Origin of the sequence: Kitasatospora cheerisanensis KCTC 2395 (genome assembly GCF_000696185.1) — a bacterium.
In the GTDB taxonomy this organism is placed as follows: domain Bacteria; phylum Actinomycetota; class Actinomycetes; order Streptomycetales; family Streptomycetaceae; genus Kitasatospora; species Kitasatospora cheerisanensis.
Genome location: NZ_KK853997.1, coordinates 7964264 through 7979109, shown reverse-complemented (window position 1 = coordinate 7979109; position 14846 = coordinate 7964264). Strand labels below are relative to the sequence as shown.

Annotated in this window: 11 protein-coding genes and 1 tRNA gene; 4 read left to right on the top strand and 8 right to left on the bottom strand. The window is 73.7% G+C overall.

The window, feature by feature from the left end:
* Nucleotides 1-1007 precede the first annotated feature (1007 nt).
* From KCH_RS35790 to KCH_RS35775, 4 genes are all read right to left on the bottom strand, one after another.
* Nucleotides 1008-1670: a fasciclin domain-containing protein gene (locus KCH_RS35790; RefSeq protein ID WP_035870271.1), complete on the bottom strand. Its 663-nt coding sequence runs from the start codon at nucleotides 1668-1670 to the stop codon at nucleotides 1008-1010.
* Nucleotides 1671-1725: 55 nt separating this feature from the next.
* Nucleotides 1726-2832, bottom strand: coding sequence for a molybdopterin-dependent oxidoreductase (locus tag KCH_RS40600; RefSeq protein WP_425268876.1), 1107 nt, complete (start codon nucleotides 2830-2832; stop codon nucleotides 1726-1728).
* Between the two features lie 880 nt (nucleotides 2833-3712).
* A complete protein-coding gene (locus KCH_RS35780) occupies nucleotides 3713-5470 on the bottom strand; it encodes a SpoIIE family protein phosphatase (protein ID WP_167574188.1) in 1758 nt (585 codons plus the stop codon).
* Between the two features lie 462 nt (nucleotides 5471-5932).
* Nucleotides 5933-6175, bottom strand: coding sequence for a hypothetical protein (locus tag KCH_RS35775; RefSeq protein WP_035870267.1), 243 nt, complete (start codon nucleotides 6173-6175; stop codon nucleotides 5933-5935).
* Nucleotides 6176-7046: 871 nt separating this feature from the next.
* Here KCH_RS35775 and KCH_RS35765 point away from each other — a divergent pair.
* Complete coding sequence (locus tag KCH_RS35765; protein WP_244305588.1) at nucleotides 7047-7541, top strand: nuclear transport factor 2 family protein; 495 nt, start codon at nucleotides 7047-7049, stop codon at nucleotides 7539-7541.
* Nucleotides 7542-8114: 573 nt separating this feature from the next.
* Here the strand turns inward: KCH_RS35765 and KCH_RS35760 are convergent.
* Nucleotides 8115-8483, bottom strand: coding sequence for a hypothetical protein (locus KCH_RS35760; protein WP_157032342.1), 369 nt, complete (start codon nucleotides 8481-8483; stop codon nucleotides 8115-8117).
* Nucleotides 8480-8614 carry a hypothetical protein gene (locus KCH_RS46335; protein WP_279635931.1) on the bottom strand — a complete coding sequence of 45 codons (135 nt, stop codon included), beginning with the start codon at nucleotides 8612-8614 and terminating at the stop codon, nucleotides 8480-8482. The genes KCH_RS35760 and KCH_RS46335 overlap by 4 nt, the downstream gene beginning before the upstream one ends.
* A 610-nt stretch (nucleotides 8615-9224) precedes the next feature.
* On the opposite strand from KCH_RS46335, the gene KCH_RS38385 reads away from it, so the two are divergent.
* Nucleotides 9225-9941 carry a DUF6193 family natural product biosynthesis protein gene (locus tag KCH_RS38385; protein ID WP_051653826.1) on the top strand — a complete coding sequence of 239 codons (717 nt, stop codon included), beginning with the start codon at nucleotides 9225-9227 and terminating at the stop codon, nucleotides 9939-9941.
* Between the two features lie 186 nt (nucleotides 9942-10127).
* On the opposite strand, the gene KCH_RS35750 is transcribed toward KCH_RS38385, so the two are convergent.
* Entirely contained in the window at nucleotides 10128-12386 is a 2259-nt protein-coding gene (locus KCH_RS35750) for a hypothetical protein (protein ID WP_035870261.1), read from the bottom strand.
* Nucleotides 12386-12462, bottom strand: a tRNA-Pro gene (locus KCH_RS42005). The genes KCH_RS35750 and KCH_RS42005 overlap by 1 nt, the downstream gene beginning before the upstream one ends.
* 270 nt (nucleotides 12463-12732) lie before the next feature.
* Between KCH_RS42005 and KCH_RS35745 the strand changes: the two genes are divergently transcribed.
* Together KCH_RS35745 and KCH_RS35740 are read left to right on the top strand one after the other, a co-directional pair.
* Nucleotides 12733-13296 carry a hypothetical protein gene (locus KCH_RS35745; protein ID WP_035870259.1) on the top strand — a complete coding sequence of 188 codons (564 nt, stop codon included), beginning with the start codon at nucleotides 12733-12735 and terminating at the stop codon, nucleotides 13294-13296.
* A gap of 92 nt (nucleotides 13297-13388) precedes the next feature.
* On the top strand, nucleotides 13389-14846 hold a 1458-nt coding region (locus KCH_RS35740), incomplete at its 3' end, for a M48 family metalloprotease (RefSeq protein ID WP_157032341.1).

The following is a 14846-nucleotide window of genomic DNA, read 5'->3' as shown; positions in this document are numbered from 1 at the left end:
GAGGGCCCGCTTCGAAACGCCCGCGTTGCGAGCTGCTCGGCCAGCGCGGCGCGGTGCCGACAAGCGTCTCGATGCCAGACGCGCCGCGGCCTTCCCCGGCACGTGCCGCCCACACATGGCGCCCCGCCGACACCGGCCGGGTGACGCCCCGCAGTCGACCCGGAAGCAAACCCGCCCGGCATTCCGGCCCCGCCCGCCGACGCCCGGGAGCGCGGGCACGGAGTCGAACCTGGCAGCCACCCGCTCTGCGCCAGAGCACGCCGCACCCCCGCCGCCGGGCTGCGGGCCTGGGTGAAGGTCCAACCCGGCTGCTCGGCCACAAATGAAAAACCTCGACGAACACCGGAGAATCCCCCGTCCAACTGCCGGATAAGTTCCAGCAGACCCAACCAAATTGGTGCCAAGGTTTCCCAGTTGGACGTCCGGCACCTGAGCCATGGACCCGAACGAGCTGGGCGCATGAGACCTGACCGCGACCCCCGGCCGGTCGGCCAAATACTCTGCCCACACACCGACGTCGAAATTCTCGCAACACGGTGATTTCGATATTCCCCTACGACCCGGCAGCATGCGCGGGTATCCGGCCAGACATGTCTTTCCCCTGAGGAAATGAAACCCTTGGCATCGAAAGCAGACCGGGGGCATGACCACTCGTGTGTGAACGTGTGAGGCCGCGACCGGATGGACGCCGCGTGGCCGGTGCATCGTCTGCGACGGCCACGCCCCGGGCCGGTTCGGGTTCGCATCGTCGACGGGCGAATCGCGCCGGTTGCCGTGTACGCCGGGTTGCAGTCGGCCATGGACTGGCTGCGGCCCATCCCGGCGGCGATCGTTCGGATGATCGCGCCCTCGCGGGGCCGGTCAGCGAGGCGGATCCGGTCTTCCTCACGCTGGAGCCGTAAGGGACGGAGGCCGGTACCTCCGCGTGGGCGGGAGGTACCGGCTTCCTCGGTCAGCCCGGTCGACCGGGGGCTTCGGCGGGCGGCCTTCGCCCGGGCGACCGCGGGTCAGGAGGTGGGCATCAGGACGGTGTCGACGATGTAGACGGTGGCGTTGGCGGTCTGGACGTTGCCGCACAGGACCTTGGAGTTGCCGTTGACGGTGAGGCTAGCCCGGGTGCCGCTGGTGGTGAGGTCGCCGCCCTCAAGGGTCTTGTGGGTGCCGGCCAGCGAGTTCGGGGCCAGGCGCTCAGGGGCGACGTGGTAGGTGAGGACCTTGGTGAGCTTGCCCTTGTCGGCGAGCAGCGCGTCCAGGTCGGCCTTCGGAATCTTGGCGAAGGCGTCGTTGGTGGGCGCGAAGACCGTGATGTTCTGCGCGGAGTTGAGGGTGTCGACCAGCCCGGCCTGCTTGACTGCCGCGACCAGCGTGGACAGCAGCGGGTTGTTCGAGGCAGCGGTGGCGACCGGGTCCTTCGCCATGCCGGTGAACGAGCCGGCGCCGTCCTTCGGCACGGCGGCGCAGGCGCTGCCGAACGGCTGCTCGGCCGTCGCCGCGGAGGAAGCGGTGCCGCCGGACATCGCCGCGGAGGAAGCGCTACCGCCGGACATCGGGGCGGCGGCGGACGAGGAACCGGTGTCGCTGGCGGTGCTACACGCGCTCAGCGTGGCGGCCAGGGCGCCGGCGGCGAGCAGGACGGTGAACGTACGGCGGTTGCGGATGGCAACGGACATGGCGGATCTCTCCTCGGTAGGGGTGATGCGTACGGAAGGTGCGAGTTCAGGAAAGTCAGGTGACGGTGACGACGGTGCTGTGCCAGCCCGTCGCCCCGGCGGGGAAGGGCCCTGCGCGCAGCTCGGGCTGCACGGAGCCGGTGGTGTCGGTGGCGCGGACCTCGATGCGGTGGGTGCCCGGGGGTGCGCCGGCCCAGCGGTGGGACCACTGCCGCCACAGGTCGGGTCCGGCGTCGGCGGCCAACTCGGCCTGCCGCCAGGGGCCGCCGTCGATGCGGACCTCGACGGCCGCGATCCCGCGGTGGGTGGCCCACGCGGTGCCGGCGACGTCGATGTCCCCGGCCGCGACCCGGGCGAACGGGGCCGGGACCTCGATCCGGGAGGCGGTGCGGACGGCGCCGGTGCGGTCCCAGCCGCGGCGCACCCAGTACGGGTCCAGGGCGGCGAAGGTGGTGACCTCCAGGTCGACCAGCCACTTGGTGGCGGAGGTGTAGCCGTAGAAGCCGGGCACCACGCTGCGGCACGGAAAGCCGTGGGCGAGCGGAAGCGCCTCACCGTTCATCGCCACCGCGAGCACGGCGCGGCGGCCGTCCAGGACGGACTCCAGCGGCGTCCCGATCGTCATGCCGTCCTTGGAACGCCCCACCAACTGGTCCGCCCCGGTGCGGACCCCGGCGCGGCGCAGCAGCGCGGGCAGCGAGGCGCCGAGCCAGCGGGTGGTGCCGACGTAGGGGCCGCCGACCTCGTTGGAGACGCAGGACAGCGTGTGGTCGAGCTCCTCCAGCGGTTCGCGGAGCAGTTCGTCGAAGGTGATCAGCTGCGGGCGGTCGACCAGGCCGTGGATGCGCAGCGCCCAGTCCCGGGGGTCGATCCGGGGGATGGTCAGCGCGGTGTCGACCCGGTAGAAGTCGCTGCTGGGCGTGTTGAACGGCACCAGGCCCGGGACGTTCGGGTGCACGGTGGCGGGCAGCGGTGGCGACGGGTCGGGCGGCGGCGGGAGGCGGACGGCGTCGCGGGCGGTCGTGACGTCGAACCGGCGGGCGGTCAGGGCACGTCCGCCGATCCCGGCCAGGGCGCCCGCTGTGAAGGTGCCGGCGGTGGCGGCCAGCACCGTCCGACGGCTTGTCAACAGCGCCTTGCGCGGCGGGGGTTGGTCTTCCATGGCGTTCGCGGACGCCGGAGCCCCCGGGGTCTGCGGCGGACCGGGGCTTTCGGGCGGGTTCGGGCCCGTGGCCTCGGCGCCCGAGCGGGGCCCGGGTGCCGGGACCGGGGTGCGGCGCCACAGGTGTGCCAGCAGGAGGACGGCGGCCGAGCCGACCAGCGCGGCGGCCAGCGACGGGGCGCAGTCCGCCGCCGCCGCGCCGGGGCGTGACAGCGCGGCCCGGGCCCGAGTCCGCCGGCCACCGCGAACACCGCGGCCCCGGCGAGCGGGCGCCGCACCGCAAGCAGCCCGGCCAGCGCGGCGAGCAGCGCCATGGTCAGGTAGATCCCGCCCAGCAGCACCGCCTTGTCGTGGGTACCGAAGGTGCGGACGGCATACTCCTTCAGCGGCGCCGGCGTCAGGTCGATCGCCGCCGCTCCCACCACGAGCACCGGCGCGGTGCCCGCCCCGGTGCCGTACGCGACCGACTCGCCCGCACCGAGCGCCGCCACCGCCGACGCGACGCCGGTCACGGCCGCGCACGCGGCCCGCAGCAGGGCTGCCGGAAGCCGGCCCGAACGGGCGGAGGAGGAGGTAATCGGCTGGTTGCTCACATCCCCTGTTCGGGGCCCGGCACGGGCCGGATTGGCCGGACCTCCCGACCCACCCGATCGGGTGACGCCTGGCGGCACGACACCTCCGCGCGCGTCGCCCCGGGCCGCTTCCTGCCACGATCTGACAGTTGCTCAGGACATGCACAACGAGCTGCGGATACGGCGCTGGACGGCCGCCGAGAACGCGAGTTCACCGCGCACCGGCGGCCGCCGAACGCCGAGGCACCGACACCGCCACCCGCAGCCACGACGACGTCCCGGGTCAGGGGCCTGCGGCGGGCAGCGGTTCAGCCGACGCGCAGGGCGAGCAGGACGACGTCGTCGTCGTGGTCGGGGCCGGCCAGGGTGTCGGCCAGCAGGTCGAGGGCCTGCGGCAGCGGGGTGCGGTCGGCGACGGCCCGGGCCAGGAGAGCGGCGGCGCGGTCGATGCCCTGTTCCAGGTCGCGGCCGCGGTGTTCGACCAGACCGTCGGTGTAGAGGAGCAGGACGGATCCGGGCTCCAGTAGGCGTTCGTGGACCAGGCGCCCTTCGGGCGGGGCCAGACCGGGGTGGAGCAGCAGGCCGTGCTCCGTGAGGCTTTCGGTGTCACGGTCCGGGTGGGCGAGGAGCGGGGAGGGGTGGCCGGCGTTGGACCAGCGCAGCAGCCACGCGCCGTGGGGGCGGGGGTGCAGGTGGGCGTGGACGAGGGTGCCGCTGATGCGAGTGTGCAGCTGCTCGTTGGCGCGTTCGAAGGAGGCGAGGGCGTCGGCGGGGCTTCGCCCGCAGTCGACGTCCGCCTGGCGCAGCATGCTGCGGGCCTGGCCCATCAGGGTGGCTGCGTGCGTGTTGTGTCCGGTGATGTCTCCGACGGTGACGGCCAGCGGCGTGCGCCCGTCGGCCTCGGTCCGGTGGGGAAGGACGGGGTAGGCGTCGTACCAGTCCCCGCCGACCATGTCGTGGTGGGCGGCGGGGCGGTAGAGGGCGGCGAGTTCGAGGCCCGGTGTGCGGGGGAGGTCGGTGAGCATGGCCTGCTGGAGCTGGCGGGCGACGCTGGTGCGCTCGTCCAGGTGCAGGGCCCGTTCGACTGCCAGGGCGGTGTATCCGGCGATGACCGTCAGGACGGCGCGTTCGTGGACGTCGGTCTCGTGGGGTTGGTCCCAGGCGGCCACCAGCGTGCCCAGGGTGGGGCGGCGAGTGCCGGGCAGGGGGACGCACACGGCCGAGCGCAGGCCCATCTGGTCGAAGACGACCACGGTGTGCGGGTCGTAGTGGTCGACGAGCGTCTGGCGGTCGGGGACACTGACCAGCCGGTTGTCGCGTGCGGCCTGCGCGGTGGGCCACCTGTCGGTCAGGGCGTACAGCGGGACCTGCTCCTCCAGGGGCACCGGCCCGTTGGTGGCGTCGACCGCGCGCCGCAGCTTGTCGTCGTCCCCGAGCAGGACCAGCCCCACGTACGCCGGTTTCAGGTCTCCGCTGACCAGGTCGCTGACCGTGGCGCGTACTTGTTCCAGGCCCGAGGTGTCGCCGAGCATCTCGGCCGCCCGGAGCAGCAGTTCGGAGCGCTCCTGCTGGATCCGTATCCGCCGCTCGCCCGCGACGCCCGCCCCGGTGGCCGCCTGCGCCTCGCCGCGGGCCCCGCCACGGTGCTCGTCGTCGGCGCGCCGCGTGCCGGCCCGCTGCCGCAGCTCCGCCGCGCACACGCCCGCCAGGTCCTCGAGGTCCTGACGGTTGTGTGCGCTCCAGTTTCGCGGGCGGGGGTCGTGGACGGCCAGGATCCCCAGGCACTCGCCCCGCAGGCCGTACAGGGGGGCGGCGGCGAAGGCCCCTTCCGCGCCGCTCAGCGCGGCCGCACCACCGTCGGACGCCCACCGGACGAGGTCGTCCACCATCAACAGCTCACCCGTGCGCACCACGTGCCGCCGCAGCGCCGCATGCCAGGGCTCGGCCGGTGGACGCTCCGGCGGCCAGCACTCGAGCACTTCGGCGCCCGCGGGACCGGCCAGCACCGCGACAACCGCCGCGGGCGCGGCCAGCACACTGGCCGCCAGGCGGGCGAAACGGTCCACGAGTCCTCGCACTGATCTCAAGCCGGGCACACCGCCGGATCACGACAGCGTCAACACAGTTGACAGACTCTACCTGGCCGCCCCGCCCAACGGACGGACCGGGAACCCGCCGGTCCAGCCCGTCGGCCGGCGCTGCCGCCGCCGACAGCGTCGCGCCCCACTCCCCCGTCGGCCGCCCGCGATCGGGCACACCACCGCCACCAGGTGCCGGGAGAGGAGGTCACCGGCGCCGCCTTCGCCGCCTGTCTCCCGTGCCAGGGCACAGCGCTGACGCTTCTGGTCGAGGACGCGGCGACCACGGCCCGGCTGGTGGAGCCGGCGTGCGGGGCGGCCGTCGAGCCGGTGGGTGAGGTACCACCCGGTCCGACTGGCCGCTCCGTGTCCGGCCACGCCGGCCCGGAGTTCCGCCGCCTGGCCCACCGGGGTTGGGCAGTGGGGCCGGCGAGGCGGCGGTGGGCCGTGTCAGTGCTGCGGGCGGGCCTGGTGGGCGGTGTCGTGGTCGGGGCCGTAGCGCTGGGTGGTGGCGGTGTGGTCGTGCAGGCGCTGACGCTCGGTCAGGGCGGCGGCCGCGGCGGTGGAGGTGTTCTCGTGGCCGACGTCGGCGTGCCGGTAGGCGCAACGTTCGTCGAACCGGTCCTGTTCCAGAGCCAGTTGGATCGTCTGGTCAGGGTCGTCCCGGCCGCCCGGCGGCGGACCCGGGTGCACTCCTGGTCGTCCCCGGAGCGAGCGGGGGTGCTGGGTGAGGGCGGCGCGCCGGGCGACTGCTGGGCAACCCCGTCGCGGTGAGACCCGGAGCCGCATCGCATCCCCGGGCTCCGGGGCCGATCCGGGAACTGCGGGGCCACGTCGATACCACGGCGATCATGGGGACAGGACCGGGGAGGACCAGGCGGCGCTCGGCGAGCCACAGGGCGAGCCGGCTTGCGAGCCGATCGAGGCCGCCGGAAGGCGGGTCGGCCGGCCCCGCCAGAGGGACGCTGCCGGCCCGGTACTGGAAGAAGAAGTTCAGCTCGCCGTCGGTGGGGGCCAGGGACTCCAACGGGGTCAGAGGGTCCGTCCCGGCCATGAGGCGCGGGTTCTCCCACTCCGGCGAGAACTCTGCGATCGGGGCGCCCTCGGCACCGTTCCAGCCGAGGAACATCACCCAGCGGGCCCCGCGCATGCGGAGGGGATAGCCGGCCACTTGGGCCACGAACTCGCTCAGGGCAGTGGCACCGTCGAAGGTGACGTCCTGCTGGTGCGGTGCATGGCAGTCGTCCCCCATGCACACGCTGTCGCGCGTCAGCACCACTTTCACTGTCATGCCCGGCACGGTAGCCCCCGGAAACCATTATCGTCAATCTGACATTAAATACCGGCCGGGACAGCCCCGAGAGCCCGTCGGGAACGACTCGGGCCCCGGGCACCGGCTGCGGCTGACCCGTCTCACCGAAGTTCGACCGCGCAACATCCGATCCTGGCCACGCACCGTTGCGGGGCACAGCGGGCTCCCTCCCGCCGACCGTGGCCAGGACGCTCAGGACGCCACGTCCGTTTGCTGCCAGCCTTCTTCCCGTCGGATCGTCAGCATGACCTGATGACCGTAGAGAACACGATGAATCCGAACCTGATCACGGAACGAGCGGCTGTGCCGTGCACCGACGTGCCCGCGCATGGCGACGCCTTGGCGGTGCTGCAGAAGTTCTACGCTGCCGAGGCCGCCTACATCGCCGCTGGTGGCCTGGGGAAGGCCAGCTTCGACGGACTCGCCGCTTGCCTCGCCCCGGAGGTGGTGATGTACCAGGCACCTGGGCTCCCCTACGGCGGCACCTGGCGCGGGCCGCGCGGCATCGAAGAGTTCATGGCCGCGATGAGCGAGGCATGGCAGTCATTGGACTTCCTGGAGCAGAGGTTCGTGCTTGACGGAGATGTCGTCGTGGTGATGAACCGGGGCCGGCTCCGGGCCCGCGCCACCGGCCGGGTCCTGGACACCTCGGTCATGCAACTGATCACCGTCAAAGACGGGCTCATCACCGAGATACACCCGTTCTACTGGGACACCATCGCGGTCGCCGAAGCCCTGCGCCCGTAGTAACCGGACGTTCCCCTCGGAGACGGGCCGGTCGATCCCGGCCTGTCTTCGGGCTGCCTCAAATCCCCACCCTCAGAAGCGTTTGCCGGCGACGCGAGTCAGAGCCTGACGGGCCGTCCGGTGCTCGCCGCGGACGGCTTGGCCGACCACGACACCGCCGACCCGCACCCCGACCAATCGGCGGTCCTCGACACCTACCGGCTGGCCCTGCACCGACCCGGCGGAACCGCCTGGTTCGTTCGACGGCGAGACAGCCGCCGACCGGCACTGGCACCGCCGCGTCCGCAACCACCGCCCCCTGCTGATCATCGGCCCGTTCACCCACGTCGTCCGCCTCCGACCCGAAACCGAAGCCGGACGACTGCTCCTCCTCGCCACCGAGACCGCTGAACCCACCGGCCGGGGCACCTCGCCTACCTGCCCGACCCGGGCCGCCGTGTCGGCGGGGCGGCCCCATGCCATCGCTCACTGCGTTCCAGTTCCGCTGGCGCCCGCCAGGTCTTCCCGACCAGCTCCACCGGGATCAGACCTTCCGGGTGCGCCGGAGCGGGAAGCACTGTCGTGCCCCGGCCGTCAGGACAGCGGACCAGCCAGCAGCCGAGCGGCCACGTCGTGCAGTTCGGCCACCAGTTCCTTCGTCAGCCCGCCGCAGTGCTCCTGCTGGTCCTCCGCGCGATACAGCCATCCACGGACCGGCCACAGCGGCGAGCCGGGGTCGTCGGCGGGGCACAGCTCAAAGCCGATCCGCCCGGCCGCCGCCAACGGGTCGAGCCGACCGTCCAGGAGATCCCGCAGACAGTTCCGGGCCAGCGCCCGGTCGCGGCCCTCGACGGTGGCCGGCAGCCGCAGCACCGGCCAGAGTTCCTGTTTTAGCGGGAACAGCAGCCGTCGCGCTTCCGCAGCGTCCGACTCGGACAGCACACCGAGCTCCCACAGGCTCACGGTGTCCACCCCACCGGCCAGCGCCGCTCGGGCGGCCTCCACCGCCGCGCAGACCGTCCCCCCGGACAACCGCGCGGGTCGCGCTCCAGCAGCACCCGGCGCAGCAGTTCCAGGGCCTCGTCCTCCTCCATGGCGCGAGCGTAGCCAACCACTCCAGCCCGGAACGGCGCCCTTGGATCCAGCGGCGGCCGGCGCACCCGCCAGCCCGGCACCGCACACGCCGCCAGCAGTCAAGATCAGGGCCGGGCGCTGCGGTCGTTCAGGAGCGACCTGTTGCCGTGTGCATACGCCTGTCGAAGGGCTCGCGGGGCGGCGTAGAGTGCGCGGTCGTCAGAATTCGTGCGGGCTCGGAGGCGCGGTGTTCGGCTGGTGGAGGCGCGCGTTGCGGTGGCGTGCTGTTGTAGTGGTGGCAGCCGCGGCTTGGGTGTTGCTGGGAGACGCGCCCCTGTGGCAGCGGCTGATGCTGGCAGTGTTCGCGACGGCCGGCGCGGTCGATCTGGTGCTGGCCCTGATCGAGCGAGGCGGGCCGCGACACCGAGCCCATGCGAAGCAGCCTGAGACTGCCCGGCAGTAGATGCCGGCCGGGCCGCGCCCGCGAAAGGCAGGGACGGCGACGGGCGCGCCTACACAGAAGGCCCCGCTCCCGGCCGGTGCCCGGATCGACCGAGACGGTCGACGCGCTCTGCGGCATATTGGCAGGATGAACTGCGGGGCGGGTCGGGCGAGAACGACGGGGGCGGCATGACGTTCGGGGAGACGTTGCTTCGTACGGCGGAGGGCCTCGGGGTCGTCCTACCCGAACAGGAGACGTGGAGCAGCGCGGCGAAGCGCCTCGGCGTCACCTGTCCGGAGCCGGAGAAGTGGAGCAGCAAGGCCGAGTACGTCGACGCGGGGCTCGGCCGGCGGGTGACGGTGACTCCGGCCGATGCGGAGCGTGGGACCTACTGGGTGCACCTGCGGAGCGGCCACTTGTTCCTGGCCGACGGGTTGACCGCCGATCCGGCCGAGATGGTCAGGGCGGTGGCGGCATGGCTGGGTGGAGCGGGGCTGGAGGAGGTCAGGGAGCAGGCCCCGTGCATCGGGTACCGCCCCTGGGCCCTCGCGCACGAGCGGGAGCCGCTCGGTGCGGTCGAGTTGGAGTGGTGCCGCAGGCTCGATCGCGTCCACAGGTGGCCGATGAACGGTTTCCCGCGCGTGCACGCGCTGTTGACGGCGGCGTACGCCCAGCCGGTGCTTCGCCAACTGATGCCGGTGACAAGCCACTTCAACCTCTGGTTCTCCACCAGCATCAAGCCGAACCGGCGGATCAACGGGGTCGGACCCATGATCTGGCCGCACTACGAGAGGTCCTACGCGGTACTGGACGGGCACGAGGTACTCGCGCGCTTCGAGACACCGGAGGAAGCCGTCACCTTCGTCGTGGCCGGCCTGCCGGAAGGGATCGGGCCCGCGACTTGACGCACCGTCCGGGCGGTGCGGACAGCGACTGTGGTCGTTGTCCGTCAACGGTTCACCACTCGGCGGGACGCGGATCGGACGCGGCCTCCGCGACCGGCTGAGCTCGCTCCCGTCCTCTGTGGAAGGGAGCTCAGCCGCTGAGCGCCGAGGCTCGTGCGCCTCGCGGGCCAGGCCCCCGCTGACGCGTCATCGTCGCAGCAGCCAGTGCGGGCCCACCGTCCAGCCAAGGAGGCGCCGACCGTCGGCGCCGTTCGGCTCGGCCTCGCCGCCGGCGGCCGCGAGCCGCAGACCGGCCACCGCCGGGGCGAGCCGCGGCGGATGGTCGCGCTCGATCTCGGCGAGGACGGCTGCCTGCTCCTGCGGCGAGCAGAGCGACAGGTGGAAGACCAGCTGCCGCCAGGCGAACGCGGCGTTCTTCACCACCGGCAGCGGCCGCGGCAACCGCTCGGCCAGCGCCACCAGTTGCCGCGCCGTGGTGAACGCGCCGAGCGCCGCCGCCGGCCAGCCGCCCGCCGGCACGACGCCGACCGGCCCGGCGAGGACGGCCAGGTTGTGCGTGGTGAGGATCTGCGCCTGCTCGATCACCGTCCCGTTGGCGGCCACCGACCCGCGGAGTGCGGGGCTGCCGGCGCGGCGGCGGCACAGCTCCGAGAACTCCCGGGCCACCACCGACCGCTCCCTGTCCTTCTCGGCGCGCTGGGCGAGCACCCACACCCCGGCGTAGTCGATGCCGAAGTACCGCTCGTACAGCGTCCCCTCGAGCAGGCCCGCGGCGATCCCGGCGGCCGCTGCGAACTTCGGAGTGAAGCCGCCCATGAAGATGTCCGCCGCCAGCTCCTCGGTGAACGGCAGCGCGGATTCGGCCCGCCGCGCCAACCCGGCCAGCTCGCCGACCAGCGGGTTCGGCAGGATCGTTCCGGGGAAGGTGCCCACGGCCAGCTCGCCGAGCCGGCGCAGCGCGGCCATCCCGCTCTGCCGGGCGGCCGGGTCGCCGTTCCGGTACGGGCGGACCGCCCGGACCCAGGGCAGTTCCTCCGCCCGGATCTGGTGCGCGTAGTCGAGCAGCAGCAACGACCGCCGTCCGGCGAACGCGCGGTGACCGGCCGACACCAGGCCGCGCAGCGCCGGATCGGCGTGTGCTGCGGCCTCCGCCGCCGCGGCCAGTTGTGGCGCCAGCTCCGCCAGCACCTCGGCGGACGGCACCAGCCCGCGCTCGATCAGCGTCTCGACGGGCGCGCTGGTCGCCGCCAGCACCGGCTTGAACAGTGCTGCCGGCACCGCCGCCCCGGCCGGGACACCGGACGCGGCCGCCTCGGCGGCGGTGACCGGCGCCAGCACGGCGTCCGGATCGGTCAGACCGTCGTCCTGGCCGAGCACCGCGAGACGGCCCGCCAGCACCTGCGCGATCGCGTGGTGGGAGGGCAGCGCGGCCTGCTCGGCCTGGGTCGCCCGCAGCGCGGCGTGGGTCTCGGACCCGGGCAGTCCGCGCTTGCGCACCATGCCGTCCACGGCGAGCAGGAGCAGTCCACGCAGCCGGGGGTCGAGCGGCTCGCCGGCGACCGCGGCCTCCAGCGCGGACCGCAGCACGGCGAGGTTGGTCCCGCGCCTGCGGTGCTTGCCGGACAGCGGGTGCGCGACGGCCAACGTCCGGTACCGCAGCAGCAGTTCGGCGCCGCGCCGCCGCCACTCGGGGCCCGGGTCCGCGTCGAGCGGCTGCCCGCCCTCCGTTGCCTCCAGCCAGTGCGCCAGCAGCTCGTCGGAGAACGGCAGCCACACCGTCAGCGCCTCGCGCTGGGTCTCCACCGACCGGTTCGGCTTCCGGGAGGCCAGCGCGGCGACGGCGTCGCCGACGGACCGCCGGTGGACCGCGTCCGGCGCAGCACCGGCACTGTCGCCCGGCGGAGGCGTGAAGCGCAGCCGCGCCGCGAACGGCGCCAGCACCTCGACCAGTTCGAGAGCCGCCGCCTGCTCGCCGGCCCGCACCAGCCATGCCACGGTCAGCAGCGCCGCCTCCTCTGGCACCGTCACCCGGTAGCGCCCGCTGTCCAGCAGCGCCCACAGCCCGGCCAGCCCGGCCTCGGTGAGCGAGTACGCGAACAGCTCGGCCCGGCCCTCCGGGATCCCCGCCGCCCGGCAGGCCGCCACCTCGTACGGCTTCAACGGCCCCTCGGCGCAAGCCCGTCCGGTCGCGAACCCGCCGCGCTCCACCTCCGGCGTCACCCAGGCAGGCAGGCCCGCCACCGGCGTCCGGGAACCGATCCGCAGGCTGCCGTCCAGCATCCCCGCCAGCACCGCGCGCCAGCGGCCCGCCCGCGCGTCGGCGCGGGAACGGGTCGCCGGATCCGGATGGGAGAGCGCCGTGGCGAAGGCCCGGGCCAGCTGCCCGTGCGCGTAGTCGGTGGAGGCGGTCGTCGTCGAGTGCTGCTGCTCAGCGTTGCTGTCCATGGCCGACACGGCGGGCCCTGCCCCCGCACCCCCCAGGCCCCGAGCCTGGTGCTCTCACTGATCGAGCTACGTGCCGCTGGCCCGAAAAGTACGCGGCGCAACGGACGTCGGGCAACCGGAATTCCCGCCGCCCACCGTGCCCGCCCGCCGGGTCCACCACGGCTTGAACGTCGCTGCGGCGCCCGCCCGGCCGGTCCGCTGAGGGCCCGTCAGCCCGCACGGGCCCGCCAGGTCGGCGATGGTGGCGGTGAGCCAGCCGCACTGATCGATGGTGCAGAAACCGAGTACGGGGGCTCGGCAGGGGGGATAGTGTCGTCGACCACCTGTCGGGGGAGGGGCGGACGGAATGCGCACGTACGATCGGACGCTGGCGACGCGGCTGGCGCGGCGCGCGGTGGAGGCCGTCGCGCCGGAGGAGCTGCCGCAGTTCGCGATGACGGCGGAGGCCTTCCACCGCTCTCCCCCGCCGCCGTGGGCGGTCCCGCAGGGCCGTGACGAACCGCTGGGGCTCGGGCTGGAAACGGTGGCGACGCTGCTCAGCACCGCCGCGCTCGCGGCTGCGGTCCGCGTCCTGGAGCACTTCGCCGAGCAGGCCTCCGACCGGGCTGCGGAGTCTGCGGGCCGATGGGTCCGGTTCAGGTTCGGACGGCGGCGGATCGCAGCGGCACCACCTGTCGACGCGGTCGAGCCGCCGTCCGCCGCGCAGTTGGCCGTGGTGCGCCAGGTCGCCAGGCAGACGGCACTGCAACTGCGGGTCCCGGAGGAGCAGGCCCGGGCGATCGCGGACGCCATCGTGGCGGAGCTGGCCGTTGCCACCGCCGACCCAACCTACCCGGCCGACCCGACCCACCCGGCCGACCCCGCCGACCCGGACGGAGCAGCGGGCAGCCCGCAGGGTTCCGCGCCGTGACCGCCGGTGCCTCAGCCGGCGCCTTAGCCGGCGGCCCGGCGCGGCCCGGGCGCGGTCCGTTCGGCCTCCCCTCCGGCACCACCGCGCGTTTCGTGCTGCTGATCACCGCGGTGACGACGGCGTCGGCAACGCTGGTCAATGGCGTGTCGTCGATGCTCCTCACCTCGGTCGAGCCGCAGCAGATGCTGGCGTACTACCAGTGCGCGGTCCGTGCGACACAGGACGCGGCCGGCGCGAGCAACGCGCGTCCGGGCGGCGAGGTGCCGCCGTTCGTCTTCGACTGCCACGACCCGCGGGCGGGCACGGGGTGGGCGGTCACCGCCGGAGCGACCGTCCTTCTGCTCCTGGTCATCGGCTGCGTCTACGCCTGCCTGCCCGCCTGGCGGAGCCGCCGGCGCGGATACCGGGAGCTGGCGGGCATGCCGGAACTGTCGGCCTCTCTGGACGAGTTGACCAGGACGGCCGGACTGCACCGGCGGGTCACGTTCCTGGCCGAACCCCTCCAACCCGGGATCGACGCCCTCGCCTTCGGTCACGTGAGGCGGCGGCGGGTGGTGCTGAGCGGCGGACTGCTGGCGCTGTTCGCGCGGGACCGGGACGCGTTCCGGACGGTGGTGCTGCACGAGCTCGCCCACATCCGCAACCGGGACCTCGATGTGGCCTTCCTGACGCTCATCGTGTGGCGGATGAACGGACCGCTCCTGCTGGCCTCCGCCGCCCTCGCCGTGCCGGGCAGCCTGTTCCTCGGACCGGAGCTCGCCGCCTCCAACCTGACCCACGCCGTGCGCCTGGGGCTGCTGGCGGTGCTGGCCGCCTTCCTCAAGAACTCGGTGCTGCGCAGCCGGGAGTTGTACGCGGACGCGCGGGTGCGGAGCTGGGAGGGGTCGCCGGATTCGCTGCTGCGGTTGTTCCGCACCTACGGCCTGCCGTCCGCGCCGCGTTCCGGTTGGCGCTCTGCGCTGCTGCGGGTCCATCCGACGGCGGCGCTGCGCGAGCGGGCGCTGGTGGACGAACGTCTGCTGGGCCGGGGCGGGTTCTGGGACTTCTGCGCGGTGGGGGCCACGGCGGCGTTTCTCTACGACTTCGTGGCACTGGGGCCGATCGGCGGCGGCAGCCAGGCCGGTGCGGGCACCGAGGCACTGGCGGCGGGGCTGGCGACCGCGCTGCTGATCGGGGCGGCGGGCACCGCGCTGTGGCGGGAGTCGGCGCGGCCGCCGGAGGAACCGGCCGGGTACGGATCCGGCAGGCGGGCTTCGGCCTCGCGCTGGGGGTGGCGCGGCGCACCTGCTGTCGCCGACGGGGGCCGCCAGTGCGGCGATGCTCGGCGGCAAGGGGATCACCCTGTTCGTCCCGTACGCGGCGCTGGTGGGCCTGTGCGGTCTGGCCACGGCCGGGTGGCTGGCTGCGGTGGCACGCTCGTGGGCCGCTGTGCCGGGCCGGCGGCCGCGGCTGGTGGCGGCGGTGGTGCTGGCGGTGTCGGCCGCGGGTCTGGCCCCCGCGTTCGACTTCCTGATGCGGTTGCCGAGCCTGACGCTGTACGCGGCGTCCTT